Source organism: Butyrivibrio sp. XB500-5 (genome assembly GCF_003625505.1).
Taxonomy (GTDB): Bacteria; Bacillota; Clostridia; order Lachnospirales; family Lachnospiraceae; genus Butyrivibrio.
Genome location: NZ_RAIS01000003.1, coordinates 38,074 through 61,642 on the forward strand (window position 1 = coordinate 38,074; position 23,569 = coordinate 61,642).

The following is a 23,569-nucleotide window of genomic DNA, read 5'->3' on the forward strand; positions in this document are numbered from 1 at the left end:
CTCGTAATGGCGTATAATTAATTATTATTGGAGGGACGGTATATGGCAAAAGTATTTCATGTAGATCATCAGATAGACAAGAAGAATGTGGAGGACTCAATAACAGAGTGGACCAGAGTCGTTAAGTACGGCGACATCAATAGCGAGAACAGGCTGTTTGGTGGCAAGCTCATGTCGTGGATCGATGAAGTTGCGGGGACGGTTGCATTAAGACATTCAGGAAATCCTGTAGCGACAGCTGCTGTAGATAACATGCAGTTCAAGCAGGGAGCTAAGCTCGACGATATAATCGTTATCATCGGAAAGATTACGTATGTCGGAAAGACTTCAATGGAAGTCAGAGTTGATACGTATGTCGAAGACAGACGCAACGGAATGCGACATGTTCTCAACAGGGCTTATTTTACAGAAGTGTGTATCGACGATGACGACACACCTGTGCTTGTGCCTTACGGTCTCAATGTAAAAACCGAGAGCGAAAAAGCTGAGTGGGAAGGTGCCGAGAAGAGAATTGCACTTCGCAAGCAACGCAGAATGGAAGGATTCTGATATTGTAAAGGGATATAGCGTTTATGTGAGAATCATGAGAGGAAATGCCATGAGTGGCATTTCCTTTTTTTACGCTCAAATAAGTTGTTCGCTTATTGCATTTGCCGCTTTTGAGTGTTAAAATTTTGACATATGGCTTTGAATATTACATATCATATAAATTATGTGGAGGTTTATTTATCATGAGTAAGAACTTTGATGACATTTTGGCTAAGCTTAAGACAGCGACAACCAAGAAGATGTCTGTTGCCGTAGCGCAGGACACACACGTACTTGAGGCTGTTAAGGTGGCTAAGGAGAGAGGAATCGTTGAACCCATTCTCGTTGGTGACAAGGATGAGATCGCGAAGAAGGCAGCAGAGGTTGGAATGAACCTTGACGATTACGAGATCATCGATGTTAAGGATACCATCGAGGCTGCTCGTACAGCGGTTTCACTTGTACATGACGGCAAGGCTGACATTTACATGAAGGGTGCTTTGGAGTCCAAGGATTTCCTTAAGAGCGTTCTTGATAAGGAAGTTGGTCTTCGTACAGGTCGTCCTCTTTCACACGTATGCGTGTTTGAGATTCCCGGAATCGATCGTCTTCTTTTCCTTACAGACGTTGCATTCATGCCCTATCCGACACTTGAGGATAAAAAAGTCATCATTGAATATACAGTAGATGTAGCAAGAGCTTGCGGCGTTGATTGCCCTAAGGTTGCTCCTCTTGCAGCAGTTGAGGTTGTTAATCCCAAGATGCCCGTTACAGTTGAGGCTGCTGAGCTTACAAAGATGAACGAAGCAGGCGAGATCAAGAACTGCATCGTTGACGGACCTCTTTCAATGGATCTTGCTATCGATCCCGAGGCTGCTCAGCACAAGGCAGGCGCTCTTGACAGAAAGATCGTCGGTGACGCCGATATCCTTCTTTTCCCTGATATCCACGCAGGTAACCTTACATACAAGACAATCGTAAGACTTGCCAAGGTTAAGAACGGTAACATCCTTACAGGAACAAAGGCACCCGTTATCCTTACATCAAGATCTGACAGTGTTGAGGTTAAGGTTAACTCAATCGCACTTGCTGCAGTTGTAGCCGCTGAGAGAACTTGATGAGGTTCTTTCGAATCTAGTTCGAACGTCTTCCGGCGAGGGCTTGTCCCGAGAGCGGAAGTTCATTATGAAAAAGAAAGGAAAAGACCATGATAAAAAGTTTAATTATAAATCCCGGTTCAACTTCTACAAAGGTCGGCATCTTCGAGGATGAGACTCTTGTAAAAGAGGAAACTTTAAGACACAGCACTGAGGAGATCAATCAGTACGCAACTATTATTGATCAGAAGGATTTCCGTAAGAACATCATTCTTGATTTCCTTAAGAAAGAAAACATCGACATTAAGTCTTTTAACGTTATCGTAGGAAGAGGCGGACTTCTTCGTCCCATTCCCGGTGGCACATATGAGTGTACAGACGCTCTTCTTGAGGACCTCAAGAAGGGAGTTCAGGGACAGCACGCATCTAATCTCGGCGGTATCCTCGCAAGAGAGATCGCTGATGAGATCGGTGTTCCTTCATACATCGTTGATCCCGTTGTAGTTGACGAGATGGATGAGGTTGCTCGTATTTCAGGTATTCCTGAAGTTGAGCGTGTATCTATCGATCATCCTCTCAACCAGAAGGCTGTTGCCAGAAGATATGCAAAAGAGATTGGCAAGAAGTATGAAGACATCAGCGTTATCGTTGTTCACATGGGCGGCGGTACATCAACAGGCGTTCACAAGAACGGCAAGATGGTAGACGTATTTGCAGCACTTAACGGTGACGGTGCATTCTCACCCGAGAGAGCTAACGGTATCCCCGCTAAGGCACTCGTTGATCTTTGCTTCTCAGGTAAGTTCACATACGAAGAGATGAAAAAGAAGATCGTAGGTGGCGGCGGACTTAACGCTTACCTTGGAACAAACGATATGAGAGAAGTTAACAAGATGTGCGAAGAGGGCGATAAGAAAGCAAATCTTATCCGTGACGCATTCATCTATCAGATCTGCAAGAACATCGGCGCTTGCGCTACAGTTCTTAAGGGTAAGGTTGATCAGATCATCCTTACAGGCGGTATCGCTTACGGACAGGTTATCACAGACAAGATCAAGGATCGTGTTGAGTGGATCGCACCCGTAACCGTTTATCCCGGAGAGGACGAGCTCCTTGCACTTGCACAGGGCGCTATCCGCGTAATGAACGGTGAGGAAACTGCAAAAACTTATTGAGGTATTTTATGATGATCAAAAGCTGTCACGGGAATTATTCCTGCGGCAGCTTTTTGCATAGGAAAAATCTGTAATTGTGATAAAATATAGATACTTTAATCCGTAATTGGATTTTGTGATGATCAACCCAAAATGCATCACTTGGTGGGGATATGAAAATAGTTCTGAAAAAAATTGTTGGACCAAGGGAGAAAAAAATAGCGAAAGCATCCGACAAACAGGTTAAGGAGAAATACAGTCTCAGTTATTTCTTTTTTTCATTATGCCTGTGTTTTTTGGTTGGATTCAATGTTCTTTTAACAGCCGGATTTATAAACAGATACAGTGATTATCTGCAGGATTATAAGTCAATCAACAATATCGTCGGCTCTTACGATGATTCTAAGGCCGCGTTCTTAACCTATTCACGATCCCGTAGTGAAGATGATCTTACGGAATTTCAGAATGCCAATGCAAGTATATTCAGTGAGCTTGATAACGCCAAGGACAGTATGAAGGCAGACAGAAACTGCATCATGATGTACAGGATAGTTTATCAGATGCTTGAGCACAGACAGGAGCTTATGCAGGAATATGTCAGCTACGGCAGGGTAAGCATAAGTGAGATCGAAGAACTAAATTTCCAGATAGAAAGAAACTTAAATCTCCTGACAACGTATTATATCGATTACGTCAGTGTGAGATTCTCGCAGTATGCTGCAAATATAAAGAGAGTACTTATTGTCGGAAACATTTTCCTTGTGGTCATTACTGTAATTTCATTCATGCTAAATACCAACATATACAGAGATTTCATGAGGACCAGACTTGAAAACGAAATGCAGAAGCGCCACATCGCAGAAGCAAAGATGCATGAGCTTCAGATGCAGATGAATCCGCATTTTCTTTTTAACACATTAAGTCTTGTCATCAGGAATATACAGATGGGAGAGGGAGACACGGCCATAAGGCTTGTTAAGGCTACGTCTCAGCTACTTAGGAGATCCATTGCGGTAGGCAATGATACTATCACCATGGATGAGGAACTGGAACTTCTTGAGAAATATCTTTTTATTCAAAAGATACATTGCAAGGGCAGGATCAGCATCAAGCTTGATGTCAGAAAGTCATACATGGATGAGGAGATAAGAATCCCGCCGCTTATCATTCAGCCTCTTGTTGAGAATGCCATACAGCACGGGCTTAAAGACACTACGTCGGACGGACAGGTCAATGTATTCATTGAAGAAAAGGCTGATATGATCCGGGTACAGGTGCAGGACAACGGCTGCGGAGTTCCGGAAGCGATTGTGAACAATATCATGGGACATGTACCGATGAAAAGGATCGGTCTTAGTAACGTATATGAGAGGCTTTGCTTTTTTTACCACAGAGATGACTGCATGAAGATAGAGAGCAGTTCCGAAGGAACCCTGATTACACTTTATTTGTATAAAGAGGTTGAGTAGTGGCTATTAGAGTTATTATCGCGGATGATGAAGAATATGAGAGAGACTACTTACGCAAGGCGCTTTCAGAGAATTATGAAGGAGTCCTTGAGGTGGTGTACGCTGCGGCAGATGGCGCGGAGGCTCTTGAAAAGGCAAAAGAGCTAAAGCCGGAGATCTGTCTTTTTGACATACGTATGCCAAGGCTCGATGGGCTAGAGGTTACGGAGCAGCTTGTGGAGACAAATCCTGATGTTCAGGTGGTGATTGTCTCTGCCTATGACGATTTTTCCTATGCCAAGCAGGCTATGCGACTTGGGGTAAAAGACTTTTTGGTAAAGCCTTATCTGGACAAAGAACTGTTCCAGACGATCGACAATATAATAGCGACTATCGGTGGATTCAATAAGAAATCATCTGCCGACAAGATAATCGATGCGGTAACCGCAGATATAGACAGGGATATAGTTTGGGAGCTGGCCCTCAAGCAAAAAGATGAGACGGAGATAGCCAAGGATCTGTCTTTGTGGGGGATCGGCGAAGCGCAGTGTAAGTGTGTTGTTTTCTATTATGACGGAATAAAAAGAATCGACGAAAAAGGCTGCGATATCGTAAAGGGAATCTTTCATATCGGTGGGACGCAGACACTTCTAAGCAGGCTCTTTGATTTCATGGTGGTGTATGTGTTTGCGGAGGATGAGGACTCATTTATCGAGCTTAACCAGTGCATCGGAAAGACCCGAAATTACATGAAGGATTTGGGGAGAGGCACGGTATACTGCGGAGTAAGCGGAATATACAAAAGCGCCGAAGCTGCCAAAGGATTTGAAGAGGCTTCGGGATTTATAAAAACCTACGGAGACAGAGAGGTTCAAAACGGTCTTGAAAAAGATATAGCCCATATCAGAAATGTTCTTGAGATCACGGACAAAGCGAGCTTTGCCATAGCCAGCAGGAACAGGGAGCAGGCTCTTTTGTGGCTTTCCAAACTTAGGATGAGTCTGATGGCTGAATATTCCGAAAAAGAGCTGTCAGATCCGTACCTACAGCAACTGATGGTAATCTTGAGAGGACTCAACAGGAAGCTTGGAATAAGGATTACAAATGAGGACGTGGACAGACTTGTTGCCGAGTTTGAAAAAGAGGGCTGCGATATAGACAAAATCATGGCTCAGGTTGTGGATGAACTTATAGAGCGCTCTCCCGACGTTATGATCAATCATAATGTTATTGTTGTGCGACGGGCTAAGGACTATATTCATGAGCATTATAAGGAGCAGATCAATCTGCAGATAGTTGCGGATGCCAACGGGGTAAGCGCCGGTCATCTTAGCAAGTGCTTTAAGAATATAGAGAAAAAGGGCTTCTCCGAATATCTTACAAGCGTCAGACTCAATGAGGCAAAAGAGCTTATGAGGAAAGGGAGCATGAGCATTCAGGAGATTGCTTATGAAGTTGGTTTTTCCGATTCCAATTATTTTGGGAAGAGCTTTAAAAAGAATGAAGGTATCACGCCCAAAGAATACTGTGCAATGCTGATCCTGGAGTCGGGACAGACGAGAAAATAATAGCAACCATTTTTTACTCTTTTTAATATTTTATTACCTTTATGAACTATTTGTTCCTTCATACAATTACGGTGTAACGGAATAAATTTTTATGGAGGTGTTTGTATGAAAAAGAAGGTTATAGGTGCTATGTTAATGGCGGTTTCTATGCTAGTGGTTGCTTGTGGCTCCGCGGGAACAACCGGAACAAATTCCGGCGCTGATTCCGCAGAAGCTGCTCCTGCAAGCGATAAGGCGGCAGCAGGTGGGGATTACACCATCAAGATGTCGACTCAGCTTAGCGAGGGATCACCTTTTGTTGACGGTTTTTACGCATGGGCTGATGCCGTTAAGGAAAAGACAGACGGACATGTTACTATAGAGGTTTATCCTTCCGCAGCTCTCGGAAGTGATGAGGATGTTATAGAGCAGGCTCTTCAGGGAGCTAATGTAGCTGTTCTTACCGACTGCGGAAGAATGGGTAATTATGTAAAAGAAATGGGAATCCTTAATGCTGCATACTTTGCGGACAACTATGAAGAGATGCAGAAATTCATGGAAACCGATACTTTTAAGGGATGGACAGATGAGCTTGAATCACAGCACGGAATTAAGATACTGAACTTTGGATGGTGCGACGGCTTCAGACATTTCCTTACCAACAAACCAATCCATTCGCCCGACGATCTTAAGGGTGTTCTGATCCGTACTCCCGGTGCCGACGTATGGAGTAAGTCAATCGAGTCTTTGGGAGCAACACCTGTTTCCACAGTAGGATGGGCAGACGTTTACAATGCGGTTCAGACCAAGACCATAGACGGTGCAGAGGGACAGACATCGGCTTCTTATCCCGCAGCTCTTTATGAAGTTCTTGATTACATGGATCAGACAGGACATATTCTCCTTATGAACGGTATCATTGTCGGAGAAAAGTATTGGGAGACAATACCCGAGGAGTATCAGAAAATAATTATCGATGAGTGCGCGGTTGCAGCACAGAATGCTTCGAAGGTTGTTCAGGATCAGGCAGCAGACAATGAAGCCAAGATGGCAGAAGCAGGTATGACTATCATTCCTCCCGAGGAAATTGACATTGAAGCATTCAGAAAAGCATCTGAGAAAGCATATGAAGAACTTGGATTTACCGAGCTTAGAGCTGAGCTGTACGAAAAGATAGGTAAGAAGTAAGGCTTAGGAGGTAATTCCATGAAGAAGTTTTATAACTGTTTTGTAAAAGCGGAAGAGGTCGTGGCTTGTCTTCTTCTCGCCGGAATAGTCGGCCTTATGTTTTTGTCGGCTGTACTTAGGAAGGCGGGACTACCTCTCAACTGGGCCGGTGATACTTCTCTTTTACTGTTTACATGGGCTTGTTTTTTTGGAGCGGATTTGGCCATCAGAGAAAAGAGTATGGTTAACGTGGACATGCTTTTGGTAAAGTTTCCTGTGAAGGTACAGAAGATCATCAGGATAGCATGTCACGTTTTGGCGATGGCTCTTTTGATATCATTTGTATATTTCGGAATTCCGCTTTGTATCGATTCCGTTGCCAGGAAATTCTCCAACATGAATCTGAGTTATTCATGGGCGAGCGCCAGTGTTCCGGCAGGAAGCATCCTTTTGCTGATCACTTCCGTTATCAATCTTTTTAAGATGATAAAGTCCGAGAACGGAACCTACGGAGTACAAGGAGGTAGCGAAGTATGCTGATTGTAATGATTACTTTTCTTGTGCTGCTAGCCATAGGAATGCCGGTGGCTTTTGCGATAGGTATTGCCGGAGTTTTGTTTTTTATAATAAATCCAAGCGTACCGTACAGTATTGCTGTGCAGAAAGTTGTTTCTTCGACCCAATCGCTTAATATGTTGTCGATCCCGCTGTTTATTTTTGCGGGTAACCTTATGAATGAGACAGGTATCACGAAGAGACTTATAAAGCTTTCGAATACTCTGGTTGGTCATCTTCCGGGCCATTTGGGACAGGTGAGCTGCGTGTTGTCGACTCTTATGGGCGGTGTTTCGGGATCGGCCAATGCCGATGCTGCGATGGAATGCAGGGTTTTGGGCGCCGACATGGTTAAGTCCGGTTATTCAAAAGGCTGGAGTGCTGCGATAAACGGTGTTTCATCTTTGATCGTTGCAACGATTCCGCCCAGCATGGGCCTTATCATATACGGCTCTGTCGGTGATGTATCTATCGGAAAGTTATTTGTGGCAGGCCTTATACCGGGAATGCTTATGTGCGCGGCACTTATGACGGCTGTTCACGTATCTGCCAAGAAAAGAGGATATAAGCCCGCGAGGGAAAAGAGATCGTCTTTCGGAGAGATAATAAAGGCATTTGTTGAAAGTCTGTGGGCGCTTATGTTTCCCGTCATCCTTATCGTTGGAATCAGAATGGGAATCATGACCCCCGCCGAATCAGGAGCCTTTGCCGCGGTATATGCTCTGTTCATCGGATTTTTTGTATACAAAGAGCTTAATATCAAAAGACTTGTAGAATGTCTTAAGAGAAGCGTGAGAGATATCGGCGTTATCATGCTGATAGTAATGATCTCCAATATCTTCGGATACGGCATAACATACGAGAATGTTCCGAGAAAGCTTGCGCAGCTCCTTGTGGGAGTGACAAGTAACAAGTTCATCATGCTGACTCTTATCATAATCCTGCTTGCTTTTGCCGGAATGTTTGTTGAGACTACCGTGGTAGCTCTTTTGATGACACCGATCCTTCTCCCTGTTGTCATGAGTGTCGGAATTGATCCGGTTCACTTCGGAGTTCTCATGATGACGGTGGTTACAGGAGGAATCATGACACCTCCCGTAGGAATAGCTCTTTATACCACTTCGGAGATAATGGAGTGTAAACCTCAGGAGACGGCAAGGGAAGCAATACCGTTTTATGTTGCAATATTGGCTGTTATAATGATAATAGCCTTTATTCCACAGGTGAGTATGTTCCTTCCTAATCTGTTGTACTGATAATAGTTGTAGTCAAGGCGTAGACGCCGGGTAGCAGAGCCCGGCGGTACGCCTTTTGGTGATTTTTGAACCAAGGAGTATCAGGATATGGCATTTCGTAGGATGAAAATTGTATGTGCTGTATTGACGGGAGCGGTGACAGCTCTTTTGTCTGCATGTTCGGGAATAGTGTTGGATCAGAGTATAGGTTCCGAGCCTGAGATTATTTTGCGCTATGCCGAAGTTAATCCGTCCGATCATATCATTACCCGCACAGGTAAATATTTTGCCGATCGTGTAAAAGAGATGAGTGACGGCCGGATTGAGATTGAGATATACGATGCGGGGAAACTTGGAAACGATGCCCAGTATTATGAGCAGCTAAGGATAGGAGCCCTTGATATGTACAGGGGAAATGCCATTGCGCTTGAAGGAATATCCAATATGGAAGTCGGTGTTATGGCTATGCCGTATCTTTTCAGAGATAATGATCATTTTTGGAAAGTATGCGACGGAGAAATAGGAAAAGAAATCCTTGCCGATATACAGGAATCAGGTTCAAATATGGTGGGACTATGTTTCTTGGATGAGGGTGCAAGAAATATTATGACGGTAGATGCACCGATAAAAGATATTTCGGATCTTAAGGGATTAAAGATACGGAGCATGGAAGATGAGCTTTTGTGCGATGTTATAAGAGCCACAGGTGCAGAACCCGTGGTTATGGATTATGCCGATGTTTATTCCGCACTTCAGTCGGGAGCGGTGGACGGAGCGGAGAACCCGGTATGTAGCTATTATTCAAATCAGTTTTATAAGGTTGCACCTTATTATACGGTTGATGCACACACGCATTCACCGAGCGTCATTCTTATAAGTGAGATCACATGGAAGCATTTGTCGGATGAGGATAAAAACATTTTATTAACCGCAGCGGAAATGGCCAAAGAATATAATAAAGCCGAGATAGAAGATGCGGAATCAAATGCTTATAATAAGCTGATCAAGGAAAAAGTGAAAATAACCCAAATTGATGATATATCTAAATGGCAGGAAGCAATGGAACCTGTTTATGAAGCGTATGCAGGGAATCATCGTCTGCTTATCGATAAGATTAAAAATCTTCGGTGATAATAATAGAATAGTATCTCGAATAAGTTCATTGGGAGAAGTTGAATAGTTTTTGCAAATCTGTTACAATGTACAACGGACTTTTGCTAAAATAAAGGGAAACTATACCCTTTTTTACGGAGATTTAAATATGAGTATTATTGACAAAATTATCGGAACACACAGTGAGAGAGAGCTTAAGAGGATCAGACCTATCGTTGATTCTATCGAGGCGATGAGACCTCAGATGCAGGCTCTTTCGGATGAAGAGCTCAGAGCTAAGACAGATGAGTTTAAGAAGAGACTTTCAGAGGGACAGACTCTTGACGATATTATGCCGGAAGCTTATGCGGTTGTAAGAGAAGCAGGTAAGCGTGTGCTTGGAATGGAGCACTTCAGAGTTCAGCTTATAGGTGGTATCATCCTTCACCAGGGACGTATCGCCGAGATGAGAACAGGTGAAGGTAAGACACTCGTTGCTACACTTCCTTCATATCTTGATGCACTTGCAGGTCAGGGTGTTAACGTCGTTACAGTTAACGATTACCTTGCTAAGCGTGATGCCGAGTGGATGGGTAAGATTCATGAATTCTTGGGACTTACCGTAGGTGTCGTTCTTAACAGCATGAATGCGGAAGAAAGAAGAGCCGCATATAACTGTGACATCACATATGTAACCAACAACGAACTTGGTTTCGATTATCTTCGTGATAACATGGCTATCTACAAAGAGCAGTGCGTTCTTCGCGGACTTAACTATGCCATCATCGATGAGGTAGACTCAATCCTTATCGACGAAGCGCGTACACCTCTTATCATTTCAGGTCAGTCCGATAAGTCAACCAAACTCTATGAGGCATGCGATATCCTTGCTAAGCAGATGACTCGCGGTGAGGATATGGAAGAGCTTTCCAAGATGGATGCCATCATGGGTATAGAGAGAGAAGAGACCGGAGACTTCATCGTTAATGAGAAGGATAAGATCGTTAACCTTACAGAGCAGGGTGTTGCCAAGGTTGAGAGATTCTTCCGTATCGAGAACCTCGCAGATCCTGAGAACCTTGAGATCCAGCACAACATTATCCTTGCGCTTCGTGCTAACAACCTCATGCAGAGAGATCACGACTACATCGTTAAGGATGACGAAGTTCTTATCGTTGATGAGTTTACAGGTCGTGTAATGCCCGGACGTCGTTATTCAGACGGACTTCACCAGGCTATTGAGGCCAAAGAGCATGTTAAGGTTAAGAGAGAGTCCAAGACCCTTGCGACTATCACTTTCCAGAACTTCTTTAATAAATTTGAGAAAAAGTGCGGTATGACAGGTACGGCTCTTACAGAGGAGCGCGAGTTCCGTGATATCTACGGAATGGACGTTATTGAGATTCCTACCAACGAGCCCGTTATCCGTAAGGATCTTCAGGATGCCGTATATAAGACAAGAAAAGAGAAACTTAACGCAATCTGCGATGCCGTAGAGGCTGCACATGAAAAAGGACAGCCTGTACTTGTAGGTACGATTACAATCGAGGCTTCGGAGGAACTCAGCAAGATGCTCAGAAAGAGAGGCATCCAGCATCAGGTCCTCAATGCCAAGTTCCATGAGATGGAGGCTGAGATCGTTGCCGAGGCAGGTAAGCACGGCGCTGTTACGATCGCGACCAACATGGCCGGCCGTGGTACCGATATCAAGCTTGATGAGGAATCAAGAGCAGCAGGCGGACTTAAGATCATAGGTACTGAGAGACACGAGAGTAGACGTATCGATAACCAGCTCCGTGGACGTTCCGGACGTCAGGGTGATCCCGGTGAATCCAAGTTCTATCTTTCGCTTGAGGATAACCTCATGAGACTCTTTGGTTCAGAGAGACTCATTGCTATGTTCAATGCACTTAGAATTCCCGAGGGACAGGAGATTGAGCATTCATCTCTTTCCAAGGCTATTGAGACTGCTCAGAAGAAGATCGAGTCCAACAACTATGCGATCAGAAAGAACCTTCTCGAGTACGACCAGGTTAACAATGAGCAGAGAGAGATCATATACAACGAGCGTAAGAAAGTTCTTAACGGCGATTCTATGCGTGATTCCATCTACAAGATGATCACTGATATTGTTGAGGCGTCTGTTGAGACTGTAGTAGGTGAAGAGAACGATCCCGATAACTGGGATCTTAAGGAACTCAATGAGATCCTTCTTCCTACAGTTCCTCTTAAGAAGATCAACAGAGGACGTATAGATAATCTCACAAAGTCAGGCCTTATCCAGCAGCTCAAGGAAGAGGCTGTAAAGCTCTATGAGGCAAAAGAGGCAGAGTTCCCTGAGCCTGAGCAGATCCGTGAGATCGAGCGTGTAATCCTTCTTAAGGTCATCGACAGAAAGTGGATGGATCATATCGACGATATGGATCAGCTTCGTCAGGGTATCGGACTTCAGTCTTATGCTCAGAGAGATCCCAAGCTTGAGTACAAGCTTGCAGGTTATGAGATGTTCGATGATATGACTAAAGCTATCAGAGAAGATACAGTAAGACTTCTTTTCCATGTTCACATTGAAGAGAAGGTTGAAAGAGAGCAGGTTGCCAAGGTTACAGGAACCAATAAGGACGACTCTGCTCAGAAGACCCCCGTTAAGAGAGTGGAAGCCAAGGTTTATCCCAACGATCCATGTCCTTGCGGAAGCGGCAAAAAATATAAGAATTGCTGCGGAAGGGCGTAATAGGTAGGAGAACACAATGGTTATACTTGATCAAATGAAAGTGGAGATTCAGAATCTTCGCGGAACTCTCGACGAGGTTACTGCGTCACTTGATCTGAACTCCAAGAAAAAGATAATAGAAGAGCTCTCACGTGAAATGGAAGAGCCGGGCTTCTGGGATAACGCAGAGAAAGCCAATAAGAAGACCAAAGATCTCAAGACCATGCAGGATCTTGTTGCAGGTATTGAGAAGCTCAACAATCAGTACGGTGATATCATCGATCTTATCGATATGCAGAACGCAGAGGGTGTGGACGATGATGATATGGCTGCAGAGATCAGAGCTGAGCTTGATGATTTTGAGAATACTCTTGAGAATATCCGTATCAGCAATCTTTTGAACCAGCCTTATGATAAATATGATGTAATTTTAAGACTTAACGCAGGAGCAGGCGGAACAGAGGCTTGTGACTGGGCTAGCATGCTTTATCGTATGTATACAAGATGGGCAGAGCGCAAGGGATTTACAACAGAGGTTCTCGATCTTCTTGACGGAGACGAGGCGGGGATCAAGTCAGTTACTTTCCAGATTTCCGGAACCAATGCTTACGGACTTCTTAAGTCAGAGCACGGTGTTCACAGACTTGTACGTATCAGCCCTTTCAATGCGCAGGCCAAGAGACAGACATCTTTCGTTTCCTGCGACGTTATGCCTGATATAGAAGAAGACGTTGATATCGAGATCAATCCTGATGACCTCAGAATTGATACATATCGTTCAAGTGGTGCCGGCGGACAGCACATCAACAAGACATCATCCGCTGTACGTATCACACATATCCCTACCGGTGTAGTTGTAGCTTGTCAGAATGAGCGTTCACAGTTCCAGAACAAGGACAAGGCTATGCAGATGCTTAAGGCTAAGCTCTTCATCATGAAACAGGAAGAGAACCAGGCTAAGCTCGACGGTATCCGCGGTGAGGTAAAAGACAATGCGTGGGGTAGCCAGATCCGCTCATATGTACTTCAGCCTTACACAATGGTCAACGATACACGTACAGGATTCAAGGCATCTAACGCTGACGGCGTACTTGACGGAGAGCTTGATCCTTTCATCAATGCATATCTTAAGTGGCTTGCCACAGGCGGTAAGCCGGTTGGAGATACAACTGAAGAATAAAATAAAAGTCGCTCGATATTCGAGCGACTTTTTTTATGCAATGCGTACGGCTGAAACAAGCGACATGCCGTCTTATCTTTCTTATACAACCACAACGCAGTTACGTCCTGAGTTCTTTGCTTTATATAGCGCGTGATCTACGTTCTGGATAGTCTTTGCGAAGTCCCCCGTGTATTTGGAGATTCCGACCGAAATAGTGAACGGTACCGGAGTATCTTTTGACACCTCGATATCACGCCTGAACTGCTCCATGCGGGCACAGGCATTGTTCACATCGCAGTCCTTTAAGATGATGATGAATTCCTCGCCGCCAAAGCGGATAACGTAGTCATCCTCATGCGTCTGCTTTGAGAGCATCTGTCCCATATAAAGGAGAGTCAAGTCGCCTGTGTAGTGACCGTGCTCATCGTTGACCTGTTTGAAGAAGTCGATGTCGAGCATCGCGATCGTCACAGGCTCTTTTGCATCTATAAGAGCATTCTTCGTTACAATCTTTTCAAGTAAATGTCTGTTATAAACCTGCGTGAGCGGATCCGTTACCATGGCAAGCTCAAGCTTTTGCTGGACTCTGTAGTGGTCGAGGTATACAAGTGTCAGTAGGCAATGTGAGAAGAATACCGCGATCGCGCATGGGATCTGAAGTGAGATTATAATGTCGAGATTTTCGTAGTGATTGAATGTGTTTGAGATAAGTATCTCCAAGATGAATGCCACGGATGAAAAAGCTATCTCACGCGGCCTTGATACGAAACCCAAGGTCATGAATATCAGGTTCATGATGATAAAGCCTTCACTGGCGTGGACCTTGATATCGAGGTGGTAGATCGACCAGATGGTAGCGATGACAACTGCGTGGCCGAGTATGTAGTCTATAAGGACAGTCGTCGTTCTTTCTTTGGTATTATTGGTTACCACAAGAAAAAGTATGATAAAAAAGATGATCGAAAATCTGGGAATGAGTGTGGGAATAAAACTTCCGTTAAGGAAGTAATCGGAAATGATATAGAGTAGGGAGCATACAGAACCGGCAATAAGGCTGATCCCAACATAGTCCTGATAGTAGTCGCACTTAGACTGATAGAAGTCCTCAAGGTCTTCGTGAGTCATTGTGCGATAATCTTTAAATAATGTCATTAACGATTTGGCGTTCGTAATTATTTTCATTTTTGTTCATCCCCCAATCCTATTTTACTAGCTATAACGTAATTTAGGAAGAGAAATCTAAAAAATTTATAAATATTATAAAGAAAAAAATAAAGCCCCTTCCGGTGGCCGGAAAGGGCGATTGTCATCAGTAAATTGCTGTTACATCAGTGATATCCTTATCATCAACCTTAAACGACCAGATGGAGTGGCCTTTTATGCGGTGTTCGGTAAGGAAGAACGTGTCGTCCACATTTGAAATGTAGTAGGGCGTTCCACCGCCTATAAAGTGGTCGGCGTACACATCCGTGTACTTGCCTTTACTAAGGGCTTCAAGCGAATCTGTCTGAACTATAGTTGCCTTATCCTGTGCGCCTGCCTTATCCGTTGAGATTGTTATAAGAAAGCCCTTGCCGGCTTTTGTGAGCTGGACCATTCCCGCAAGCTCGTCGGGAACCGGGTATTCTTTTTCTATCTCAAGAGTCTCAAGGTTGCATTTAAGGATCTTGGAATCGGGCGCCGAATCCGAAACGCCGGAGACGAAGTAAATATCACCGTCTATTATGGAAAAAGATCTTACGTATATGCCGTCAAGGCATGAGATGACGCGCTTATCCGTAAGATAGACGCGGTTTGTTGAAGCTTCTCTTCTAAAGCAAAAGAGCTCTCCCGTGATCGAACTCCATACATAAAAGGTATCGGTGTCCTTGTCGTAAACAGTGTAGTGAGGTCTTGTTCCTATATCATTAAAGCGCTGTGTGAGGAGGTATTTATCATCCTCTTTTTCATATATAAGAACTCGGTTGTTCTCGGTGTCGTCGATAACGTAAACGTGCCCGTCGCTTGCCATCGTATGAGGCTGCGTTGCCTCGGATGACATGATGAGCCAGGATGTAAGCGGAGCACCAAGCTCTTTTGAATAAATGACTCTGTTGTGGTAGCAGTCGACAATGAACCAGGTGTCATCGACCTTGGTAATGTAGGTTGGAACGCTGAGCTCTGTATCAAAGTTGTTTATGGGAGTGAACTCTGCGGCCGCCGCTGAAAGATCCTCGCCTGCTTCAGTGAGAGAAGATTCTTCCAGATATTCTTTTCCGTCATAAGGAGTGGTCTCTTTAACGACAGGCTTATCGTCTTGCTTCACGGCGTTCTTTCCGGAACAGCCAAAGAGGCATACGGATGAAGCAAAGATAAACGCCGTCATTACTGCGGCGCGTTTGACAGATATTTTTTTTATATGAAAAAAGAAATTGCTTATCGGTTTCATTTATTATTCCCGTCAGGTGTTTTATTGATATTGTAACTCAGAGGAAAATTATTGAAAAGTGGCAAGTTTGGGCATTTTAAGGTAAAATTAGGTAGTGAGTATAAACAACGTTGGGGATATAAAAGCGGAGGGGATATGGTTACAGTAAGTGTTTGCATGATAGTAAAAAACGAAGAGGAGTGCCTTGGAAGATGCCTTAAGAGCCTTCAGGGGATCGTCGATGAGATGATCGTTGTCGATACCGGATCGACTGACAAGACCAAAGAGATTGCGAAGGAGTGCGGCGCGAAGGTCTACGATTTTAAGTGGACGGGCGACTTCAGTGAAGCAAGAAACTACTCTTTTTCACTTGCGACCTGTGACTATATATATGCTGCGGATGCAGACGAGGAGCTGGATGAGGAGAATCGTCAGAGATTCGTTAAGTTAAAAGAAGACATCGAAAAACTTGATATTGATATAGTTCAGATGTATTATTGCAATCAGTTGTCGTTCAGAACTGTCTACAACTATGACAGAGAGCTTAGACCCAAGCTTTTTAAGCGCGTCAGACATTTCGTCTGGGAGGATCCGATCCACGAGCAGGTTTCGCTTGAGCCTGTTGTGTGCAACAGCGACATCGAGATCATCCACAGACCCAGGGAGAATCACGCAGGAAGAGACCTCGCTTCGTTTAGGAAAGCGGTTGACGACGGTAGATATTTGTCTAAGAGACTTCACAATATGTATGCGCGCGAGCTTTTCATGGGCGGAACCGACGATGATTTTATAAAGGCAAAAGAGTTTTTTAAAAAGTCTGCATGCGACACAAATAGAGGCGTCGATGAGATCAAAGAGGCAAGCTGCGTACTTGCGCATGTTGCTGTGCTCGAGGACGATGCACCGGCTCTTTTGAAATATTCATTGAAAGATGCGACGACTGAGATGTCGAGCGAGATGTGCTACGAGCTCGGCGAATATTATTACGGTAAAAAGGATTACGACGAAGCTATCATATGGTTCTTTAACGGAGCTTACGAGTGCGAGAGTGTCCTTGATATAAAAAAGAGTAAAGAACTTCCGAGACTTGCCCTTGCAAAGTGCTACAGAGCACTGGGCAATGAGGAACAGGCTGCGGACTACGAGAGAGAAGCGGCCGAGTGTGAGAAAGGTGAATGATGCTTGATTTTTACAAAGGAAAAAGAGTTCTTATAACCGGTCATACCGGATTTAAGGGGAGCTGGCTTTCCAAGATACTTGTTATGGCGGGAGCGGATGTGCACGGATACGCGCTGCCACAGCCTGAGGATAACGAGAGTTTATACAAGATCGCGGACATAGAGAACATCATGGATTCGCATCTTGGCGATATAAGAAATTATGATGAGTTAAAAGAGTATTTTGATAAGGTTAGGCCCGAGATCGTGTTTCATCTCGCGGCGCAGCCTATTGTCAGAGATTCATACAAGGACCCGCGCTATACCTATGAGACCAACGTTATGGGCACGGTTAATATCTGTGAGTGCGTAAGGCTTTCGGGTAGCGTTAAGTCTTTTCTTAATGTCACAACGGATAAGGTTTATCAGAACAATGAGTGGGAGTGGGGCTACCGCGAGGATGAGAAGCTCGACGGCTTCGATCCTTATTCCAACTCAAAGTCTTGCTCCGAGCTTGTGACACATTCCTATATCAATTCATTTTTAAATGAAATGGGTGTTGCGACTTCCACAGCCAGAGCGGGTAATGTTATCGGAGGCGGTGATTTTGCCAACGACAGACTTATCCCCGACTGCGTGAGAGCGACTATGAAAGGTGAAAAGATAATTCTTAGAAACCCCGATTCTACAAGGCCCTTCCAGCATGTGCTTGAGGCGCTTTCTGCATATCTTTTTCTTGCGCAGATGCAGTACGAAGATAAAGCTTATGCAGGCTATTACAATGTCGGTCCCAATGAGGGTGACGCCGTTACAGCGGGTAAGCTTGCGGGCAGCTATGCGGATGTGTGGAACGAACTCATCGCAGCAGGTGAAAAGAACTGTAAGTATCCCAATAAGCTTGAGATCGAGGTTCGTCCGGACGGCGGTCCGCACGAGGCAAATTACCTAAAACTTGACTGTTCCAAGATAAAGAGTAGACTTAAGTGGTCGCCTAAATGGAACATCGACGATGCGGTAAGAGCTACCGCGGAGTGGACATATGCCTATTTTTCGGGCGAGGGAATAGCTTCCATGGAGAAGCAGATAAAAGAGTATTTTCAGTAATAAAAGAAACAGAGTTTTGAGGAGATTTTTTAATGAGTAACGAACAGCAGATGGCAAGAGAGCAGATACTTGAGCTTGTAAAGGACTACTACGAGCGCTTTCTTAAGACTGATAAAGAGAAGTTTAGCAAGGGAGACAGAATCCCTTATTCAGGAAGAGTTTTTGATGAAAAAGAGGTTGTGAACCTCGTTGATTCTTCGCTTGATTTCTGGCTTACAGCCGGAAGATATACCGATGAGTTCGAAGACAGATTTGCAAAGCTTTTAAATGTAAAGTTCGCAAGCCTTGTAAACAGCGGATCTTCCGCCAATCTCATTGCTTTCATGGCACTTACAGCAACAGAGCTCGGTGAGAGAAGAGTAAAAAGAGGCGACGAAGTGATCACGGTTGCCTGCGGATTCCCCACAACGATCGCACCTATCATGCAGTACGGTGCAATCCCTGTGTTTGTGGACGTTACCGTTCCCGAGTACAACATCAATGTAGAGATGCTTGAGAAGGCACTTTCAGATAAGACCAAGGCAGTTATGATCGCGCACACACTTGGAAATCCGTTTAACCTTAAGGCGGTAAAAGAGTTCTGTGATAAGCACGAGCTCTGGCTTGTAGAGGATAACTGCGACGCGCTCGGATCTGAATATACTATAGACGGCGAGACAAGATTTACCGGAACTTGGGGAGATATCGGAACTTCCAGCTTCTATCCTCCCCATCACATCACGATGGGCGAGGGCGGATGCGTTTATACCAACAATCCGCTCCTTCACAGACTCATTCGCAGCTATCGTGACTGGGGAAGAGACTGCATTTGTCCTCCCGGAAAAGATAATTTCTGCGGTCACAGATTTGACGGCAAATTCGGTCAGTTACCAGTCGGATACGATCATAAATATGTATACAGCCATCTCGGATATAACTTAAAGGCAACAGATATGCAGGCGGCAGTAGGATGTGCGCAGCTTGATAAGATGGTTCCTTTTGCAGATGCAAGAAGAAGCAACTGGAAGAAGCTTCACGACGGACTTTCTGAGCTCAGTGATGTTCTTGTCCTTCCCGAGCCTTCCGAAAACAGTAACCCTTCATGGTTTGGATTTATCATGATCGTAAAGGATGGTGCTAAGGACGGTAAGGGCAACGACCTTACAAGAAATGCGATAACCAAGGCACTTGAAGATAACAATATCCAGACAAGACTTCTCTTTAGCGGAAATGTAATAAAGCACCCTTGCTTCAATGAATTTGAGGAAGGAAAGGATTACAGAGTAGTCGGAGATCTTACAGTCACTGACAGCGTTATGAACAATGCGTTCTGGATCGGAGTGTATCCGGGACTTTCAGATGCCAAGATCGACTTCATGATCAAGGTGATAAAAGAGGCATGCAAAAATGGCTGATAACCATAAGATTGCAATCGTCACGGGCGCGTTCGGATTTGCGGGCGCGAGCCTGACGGAAAATCTTATAAAAAACGGATATAAAGTCTATGCGGTCTGCAGGGAAGGATCTGCTCACAATAACAGGCTGCTGAGAGAACCGGGTTCGGTAACCAAGATCTTCCTGGACATGCAAGACTACGACAAGATTCATGAGTACGTGGACGCCGAGGAATTACGTTCGGCGGAGCGCGTGCTCTTTTTCCATTTATCATGGGGCGGCGCAAGAGACGATTTTAAAGCGCAGTATGCGAACGTAGAGGGCTCGCTTAAGGCAATGGACTCTGCGATAGCGATGAAAGCCCGTTTTATCGGCATTGGATCTCAGGCTGAGTACGGCGTGTGCAGTGATGTTATAACAGAGGAGACTCCTCTTAAGCCGTTTACGGCATACGGAAGCTGTAAGGCGGCTGCGTATCATCTTTTAAAGAGTAAGGCTCGTATCGGAGGCATCGATTTTGTCTGGGGCAGGATTTTCAGTCTGATCGGGAAATATGAACCCGCCGGTCGCATGTTCCCGGATCTTTGCAACAAGCTTAAAAACGGCGAGGATGTGCATCTTAGCTCCTGCGAGCAGTACTGGGATTATATGGATGTGGCTGATGCCGCCGAAGCGATCAGACTCCTTGGCGAAAAAGGAAAAGATTCCGAGAGCTATAACATTGCAAACGGCGATTATCATAAGCTCTCTTATTTTGTTGAGAAAGCTGCGGAAGTTCTCGGTGCGGATAAGAATCTCATTCACTACGGTCAAAAAGCTGAGCCGTTTGTCAGCCTGAAACCTTCTGTAAGTAAGCTTAAAGCTGATACGGAGTTTGAAATTTCGATAATTTTTGAGAAAACTTTAAGGAATACCTTTATTGACATATGACAATACAACAGATACCATTAAGATAGTGGAGAAATCTTGTTTTTTCGCATAATTTTTATGGAACAAAAACCTTTAACTATATTTATCTGGATATAATGGATGGGTATTTATGATTGATATTACGTCTGTTTTTGCGAGTAATATAGTTGGATTTCTGTTGATGGCGAGCCTGCTCCTTAGTCGAGGCTGGAGAATCCAGACCAAGAACTCTGAGAGTGGTATTTTGCTTGTGATGATATTTGCCGTCATGGTGGGTTGTGTTTTTGATCCGATAGCGTCTTTCTTGGATGGACAGCCGGGCAATGTCAGCAGGATAGGTGTTTATGTCAGCAATACTCTGCTTTTTTTTCTTAATATAGTTATAGGACCGGGATATATTACCCTTATTGAGCGTCATATCAATGAGCGACAGGGTATTAAGCAGAAGTTTTTTATTTATTCTGTTTGCGTGATAGAATTACTGGTGCTTATCATCAATATCTTTTACCCGGTTGTATTTTACGTCAATGAGAATAATTCATATTGTCGATTGAGCTTTTATTGGCTGTATATAGGGGCGGAGCTCTTTTTTCTTGGATATGGTCTGTACGTGTATATAGCAGCGAAGATGAGGGGAAGATTCCTTAAGTACTTCCCCGCTTGGCAGTTCCTTGTGCCGATCATAGTCGGAATGATAGTTCAGTCCTGTGTCTATGGCATTTCACTTATATGGCCGTGCGTTGGCGTTGCGTTTTGCGAGATTGCTATTTCTCTGCAAAATGAGAGTATCTATCTTGATAAGCTGACAGGGGCGTATAACAGATTTTACCTTGATGAATTCATGAACATGGCAAGGAGGCGCGGCGGTGAATATGCGGCTCTTATGCTTGATATGAACGGGTTTAAGAAGATAAACGATAATTTCTCACATGCAGAGGGTGACAATGCACTTATCGCGATCGCAGATATTTTGAGCAATGTGGTAAGGAGTAAGGGCGTGGTTATCCGCTTTGCGGGTGATGAGTTTATTATAGTTCTTGATTCCGTCACTGAAGAGGCGGTGACAGATTGCAAGAAAAAGATCGCGGAGTCGATCGATGAGTACAACGAGACTTCCGGAAAGCCGTACAAGCTTTCAGCGGCTGTAGGCGGCTCTGTGTATGATTTTGACGATCCTAGCGCTGATTTTATCAGCAATATAGATAAGCTTATGTACGCCGATAAGGCGGAGTATTACAAGACACACGACAGGAGAAAGAAAACGGAATAAGGGTAAAGACGGGAGATAGCAATGTACGAGAAACTGGCCGGGCTGATAGGGGAAGGTGATTTTAAGGAAGCTCTTTATGAGTTTCAGGATGAATATCTGCATATAGATGAAAAAAACAATATCGATGCGGCGAAGCTGTGCGTTTTGGAGGCTACTATCTGGGAGGCTCTGGGCGATGACACGGCTGAGTTTGACGCTATAGCTCGTGGAATAGCCTATGATGGGTCGAACTACGAGCTTTTTTATATGCTTGGTCTGTATTATAAGGATATCAACGTGAACAAGGCGTATCTATGCATGGAGATGGCGCTGTTTTACTGCGACAATACCGATGACAGGCGCGTAATAGAAGATTCTTTTGACGAGATAATTAATTCTCCCGGTTTCAGGGTCAGAAATACCAGCATCATGATCTTGTCTTATAACGATTTAGAGCTCCTTAAGAGGTGTATCGCTTCGATTGAAAAGTATGTTCCGAAGAGTAGTTGTGAGATTGTTGTTGTCGACAACGCTTCTACGGAAGAAGGAGTTGTCGAGTATCTCAAGGATAAAAAGGAGCAGTCTGAATTTAACATCAAGCTGATCGCCTGCGATGAGAATCTTGGATTCCCCAAGGGCTGCAATCTTGGAACCAAGTATTGCGATAAGGAAAATGATGTTTTTTATCTGAACAATGATGCCTGTCTTACCAGGAATGCGCTGTTTTTCCTTAGGATGGGACTTTACGATAACAGGGACGTGGGGGCTGTCGGACCGCTTTCAAACAGCGCGTCGCTTCAGGAACTGCCACCGTCGGAGTTCTATAAGTATGCGGGAAAAGAGCTTGCGGATAACTGGCACAAGACTCTTGGCGTAGAAAAGAGCATCGAGGTGTTCAAGGGCTATGCCCACGACCACGCTTATCCCATGAGAAATGCTTATATCAAGAGGTTTAGGCTGACAGGCTTTGCTCTGCTTTTGTCATGCCAGGCAATAAACGAGGTTGCCACCGACATGAAGGTATTTGACGAGAGCTTTTCACCCGGATATTTTGAGGATGACGATCTCGGGATAAGGCTTGCCAGAGCTGGTTTTGCACAGCTTGTTTGTAAGAATTCCCTTGTATATCACAACGGCGGAAGCGGCTTTGAGGGTCATAATGACGCGCTTGAGGCAGGCAGAGAGAAGTTTAAGGAGAAGTGGGGCTTTGACATCTGGGGCTACTCGCTTCCGTGGTTTGAGGTCGCCGACGAAGTTATCGCCATGGTAAAAGAGAAGAAGGGCAGCCTTCGCATTGTTGATTTTACCTGCGGTTTTGGTGCAACGGCGTCTTATATAAAGAGTAGTTGTCCGGAAACATTTATCGCGGGCGTCTGCAGGAATTCTTTTGAAGCGGGTATTTCCAAGAGGCTTGCCGATGATGTTTGCTGGGGCGACACCAATGCCATGAGACTTCCGTGGAGCGACAGGTCTTTTGACATAGTGATCGCACCAAAGGGCGAGGTCAGCATGGGGCAGGTTATGAGATACCTTAAGCCTGACGGACTATGGCTCGGCGCCGGTGAGGATGCTGCGAAGTCTGAGAAGGAAAGCGATATTATAAACGTTAATGCGGCGGGGTTCGACTCGGAGAAGATAGATAATCTGCTGTGATTCACAGATATATGGGAG

Annotated in this window: 19 protein-coding genes; 17 read left to right on the forward strand and 2 right to left on the reverse strand. The window is 44.6% G+C overall.

Annotated elements, in window-relative coordinates; all coding sequences use genetic code 11:
- The first annotated feature begins 42 nt into the window (after positions 1–42).
- The 11 genes from D6856_RS06575 (at position 43) to prfB (ending at position 13,716) form a co-directional block, all read left to right on the forward strand.
- Entirely contained in the window at positions 43–549 is a 507-nt protein-coding gene (locus D6856_RS06575) for an acyl-CoA thioesterase (protein ID WP_120686272.1), read from the forward strand.
- A 182-nt stretch (positions 550–731) separates the two neighbouring features.
- On the forward strand, positions 732–1,646 hold the full coding sequence (gene ptb / locus D6856_RS06580; protein ID WP_120686273.1) for a phosphate butyryltransferase: 915 nt from the start codon (positions 732–734) through the stop codon (positions 1,644–1,646).
- Positions 1,647–1,735: 89 nt separating this feature from the next.
- Complete coding sequence (gene buk / locus D6856_RS06585; protein ID WP_120686274.1) at positions 1,736–2,800, forward strand: butyrate kinase; 1,065 nt, start codon at positions 1,736–1,738, stop codon at positions 2,798–2,800.
- 152 nt (positions 2,801–2,952) lie between these two features.
- Complete coding sequence (locus tag D6856_RS06590) at positions 2,953–4,248, forward strand: sensor histidine kinase (protein WP_120686275.1); 1,296 nt, start codon at positions 2,953–2,955, stop codon at positions 4,246–4,248.
- On the forward strand, positions 4,248–5,795 hold the full coding sequence (locus D6856_RS06595) for a response regulator transcription factor (RefSeq protein WP_120686276.1): 1,548 nt from the start codon (positions 4,248–4,250) through the stop codon (positions 5,793–5,795). Before D6856_RS06590 ends, D6856_RS06595 begins: the two co-directional genes overlap by 1 nt.
- Positions 5,796–5,900: 105 nt before the next feature.
- On the forward strand, positions 5,901–6,962 hold the full coding sequence (locus D6856_RS06600) for a C4-dicarboxylate TRAP transporter substrate-binding protein (RefSeq protein WP_120686277.1): 1,062 nt from the start codon (positions 5,901–5,903) through the stop codon (positions 6,960–6,962).
- Between the two features lie 18 nt (positions 6,963–6,980).
- Entirely contained in the window at positions 6,981–7,481 is a 501-nt protein-coding gene (locus D6856_RS06605; protein WP_092247337.1) for a TRAP transporter small permease, read from the forward strand.
- A complete protein-coding gene (locus tag D6856_RS06610; RefSeq protein ID WP_120686278.1) occupies positions 7,475–8,752 on the forward strand; it encodes a TRAP transporter large permease in 1,278 nt (425 codons plus the stop codon). The genes D6856_RS06605 and D6856_RS06610 overlap by 7 nt, the downstream gene beginning before the upstream one ends.
- A gap of 87 nt (positions 8,753–8,839) precedes the next feature.
- A complete protein-coding gene (locus tag D6856_RS06615; protein ID WP_120686279.1) occupies positions 8,840–9,862 on the forward strand; it encodes a TRAP transporter substrate-binding protein in 1,023 nt (340 codons plus the stop codon).
- Between the two features lie 130 nt (positions 9,863–9,992).
- The gene (gene secA / locus D6856_RS06620; protein WP_120686280.1) at positions 9,993–12,557 is read left to right on the forward strand and encodes a preprotein translocase subunit SecA; all 2,565 of its coding nucleotides are present in this window, start codon (positions 9,993–9,995) and stop codon (positions 12,555–12,557) included.
- 16 nt (positions 12,558–12,573) lie between these two features.
- Positions 12,574–13,716, forward strand: coding sequence for a peptide chain release factor 2 (prfB, locus tag D6856_RS06625; RefSeq protein ID WP_120686281.1), 1,143 nt, complete (start codon positions 12,574–12,576; stop codon positions 13,714–13,716).
- Between the two features lie 81 nt (positions 13,717–13,797).
- On the opposite strand, the gene D6856_RS06630 is transcribed toward prfB, so the two are convergent.
- On the reverse strand, positions 13,798–14,880 hold the full coding sequence (locus D6856_RS06630) for a GGDEF domain-containing protein (RefSeq protein ID WP_120686282.1): 1,083 nt from the start codon (positions 14,878–14,880) through the stop codon (positions 13,798–13,800).
- Between the two features lie 127 nt (positions 14,881–15,007).
- The gene (locus D6856_RS06635; RefSeq protein ID WP_120686283.1) at positions 15,008–16,126 is read right to left on the reverse strand and encodes a hypothetical protein; all 1,119 of its coding nucleotides are present in this window, start codon (positions 16,124–16,126) and stop codon (positions 15,008–15,010) included.
- Positions 16,127–16,261: 135 nt separating this feature from the next.
- Between D6856_RS06635 and D6856_RS06640 the strand changes: the two genes are divergently transcribed.
- The 6 genes from D6856_RS06640 to D6856_RS06665 all read left to right on the forward strand — a co-directional run bounded on the left by D6856_RS06640 (position 16,262) and on the right by D6856_RS06665 (position 23,551).
- Positions 16,262–17,284, forward strand: a complete 1,023-nt coding sequence (locus tag D6856_RS06640) for a glycosyltransferase family 2 protein (RefSeq protein ID WP_120686284.1) — start codon at positions 16,262–16,264, stop codon at positions 17,282–17,284.
- Positions 17,284–18,366, forward strand: coding sequence for a CDP-glucose 4,6-dehydratase (gene rfbG / locus D6856_RS06645; protein WP_120686466.1), 1,083 nt, complete (start codon positions 17,284–17,286; stop codon positions 18,364–18,366). The genes D6856_RS06640 and rfbG overlap by 1 nt, the downstream gene beginning before the upstream one ends.
- Positions 18,367–18,398: 32 nt before the next feature.
- Positions 18,399–19,760, forward strand: a complete 1,362-nt coding sequence (gene rfbH, locus D6856_RS06650) for a lipopolysaccharide biosynthesis protein RfbH (RefSeq protein ID WP_120686285.1) — start codon at positions 18,399–18,401, stop codon at positions 19,758–19,760.
- Positions 19,753–20,670: an NAD-dependent epimerase/dehydratase family protein gene (locus tag D6856_RS06655; RefSeq protein ID WP_120686286.1), complete on the forward strand. Its 918-nt coding sequence runs from the start codon at positions 19,753–19,755 to the stop codon at positions 20,668–20,670. The genes rfbH and D6856_RS06655 overlap by 8 nt, the downstream gene beginning before the upstream one ends.
- Before the next feature lie 109 nt (positions 20,671–20,779).
- Complete coding sequence (locus D6856_RS06660; RefSeq protein WP_120686287.1) at positions 20,780–21,919, forward strand: GGDEF domain-containing protein; 1,140 nt, start codon at positions 20,780–20,782, stop codon at positions 21,917–21,919.
- A 21-nt stretch (positions 21,920–21,940) separates the two neighbouring features.
- Positions 21,941–23,551 carry a glycosyltransferase gene (locus D6856_RS06665; protein WP_120686288.1) on the forward strand — a complete coding sequence of 537 codons (1,611 nt, stop codon included), beginning with the start codon at positions 21,941–21,943 and terminating at the stop codon, positions 23,549–23,551.
- Positions 23,552–23,569: the final 18 nt, after the last annotated feature.

Bases quoted from the DNA above. Each gene is read 5' to 3' on its own strand.
- prfB (WP_120686281.1), top strand. From the start codon at position 12,574: ATGGTTATACTTGATCAAATGAAAGTGGAGATTCAGAATCTTCGCGGA.
- ptb (WP_120686273.1), top strand. From the start codon at position 732: ATGAGTAAGAACTTTGATGACATTTTGGCTAAGCTTAAGACAGCGACA.
- D6856_RS06635 (WP_120686283.1), bottom strand. From the start codon at position 16,126: ATGAAACCGATAAGCAATTTCTTTTTTCATATAAAAAAAATATCTGTC.
- D6856_RS06640 (WP_120686284.1), top strand. From the start codon at position 16,262: ATGGTTACAGTAAGTGTTTGCATGATAGTAAAAAACGAAGAGGAGTGC.
- secA (WP_120686280.1), top strand. From the start codon at position 9,993: ATGAGTATTATTGACAAAATTATCGGAACACACAGTGAGAGAGAGCTT.
- D6856_RS06660 (WP_120686287.1), top strand. From the start codon at position 20,780: ATGATTGATATTACGTCTGTTTTTGCGAGTAATATAGTTGGATTTCTG.
- rfbH (WP_120686285.1), top strand. From the start codon at position 18,399: ATGAGTAACGAACAGCAGATGGCAAGAGAGCAGATACTTGAGCTTGTA.
- rfbG (WP_120686466.1), top strand. From the start codon at position 17,284: ATGCTTGATTTTTACAAAGGAAAAAGAGTTCTTATAACCGGTCATACC.
- buk (WP_120686274.1), top strand. From the start codon at position 1,736: ATGATAAAAAGTTTAATTATAAATCCCGGTTCAACTTCTACAAAGGTC.
- D6856_RS06655 (WP_120686286.1), top strand. From the start codon at position 19,753: ATGGCTGATAACCATAAGATTGCAATCGTCACGGGCGCGTTCGGATTT.
- D6856_RS06575 (WP_120686272.1), top strand. From the start codon at position 43: ATGGCAAAAGTATTTCATGTAGATCATCAGATAGACAAGAAGAATGTG.
- D6856_RS06665 (WP_120686288.1), top strand. From the start codon at position 21,941: ATGTACGAGAAACTGGCCGGGCTGATAGGGGAAGGTGATTTTAAGGAA.
- D6856_RS06610 (WP_120686278.1), top strand. From the start codon at position 7,475: ATGCTGATTGTAATGATTACTTTTCTTGTGCTGCTAGCCATAGGAATG.
- D6856_RS06600 (WP_120686277.1), top strand. From the start codon at position 5,901: ATGAAAAAGAAGGTTATAGGTGCTATGTTAATGGCGGTTTCTATGCTA.
- D6856_RS06605 (WP_092247337.1), top strand. From the start codon at position 6,981: ATGAAGAAGTTTTATAACTGTTTTGTAAAAGCGGAAGAGGTCGTGGCT.
- D6856_RS06630 (WP_120686282.1), bottom strand. From the start codon at position 14,880: ATGAAAATAATTACGAACGCCAAATCGTTAATGACATTATTTAAAGAT.
- D6856_RS06615 (WP_120686279.1), top strand. From the start codon at position 8,840: ATGGCATTTCGTAGGATGAAAATTGTATGTGCTGTATTGACGGGAGCG.
- D6856_RS06590 (WP_120686275.1), top strand. From the start codon at position 2,953: ATGAAAATAGTTCTGAAAAAAATTGTTGGACCAAGGGAGAAAAAAATA.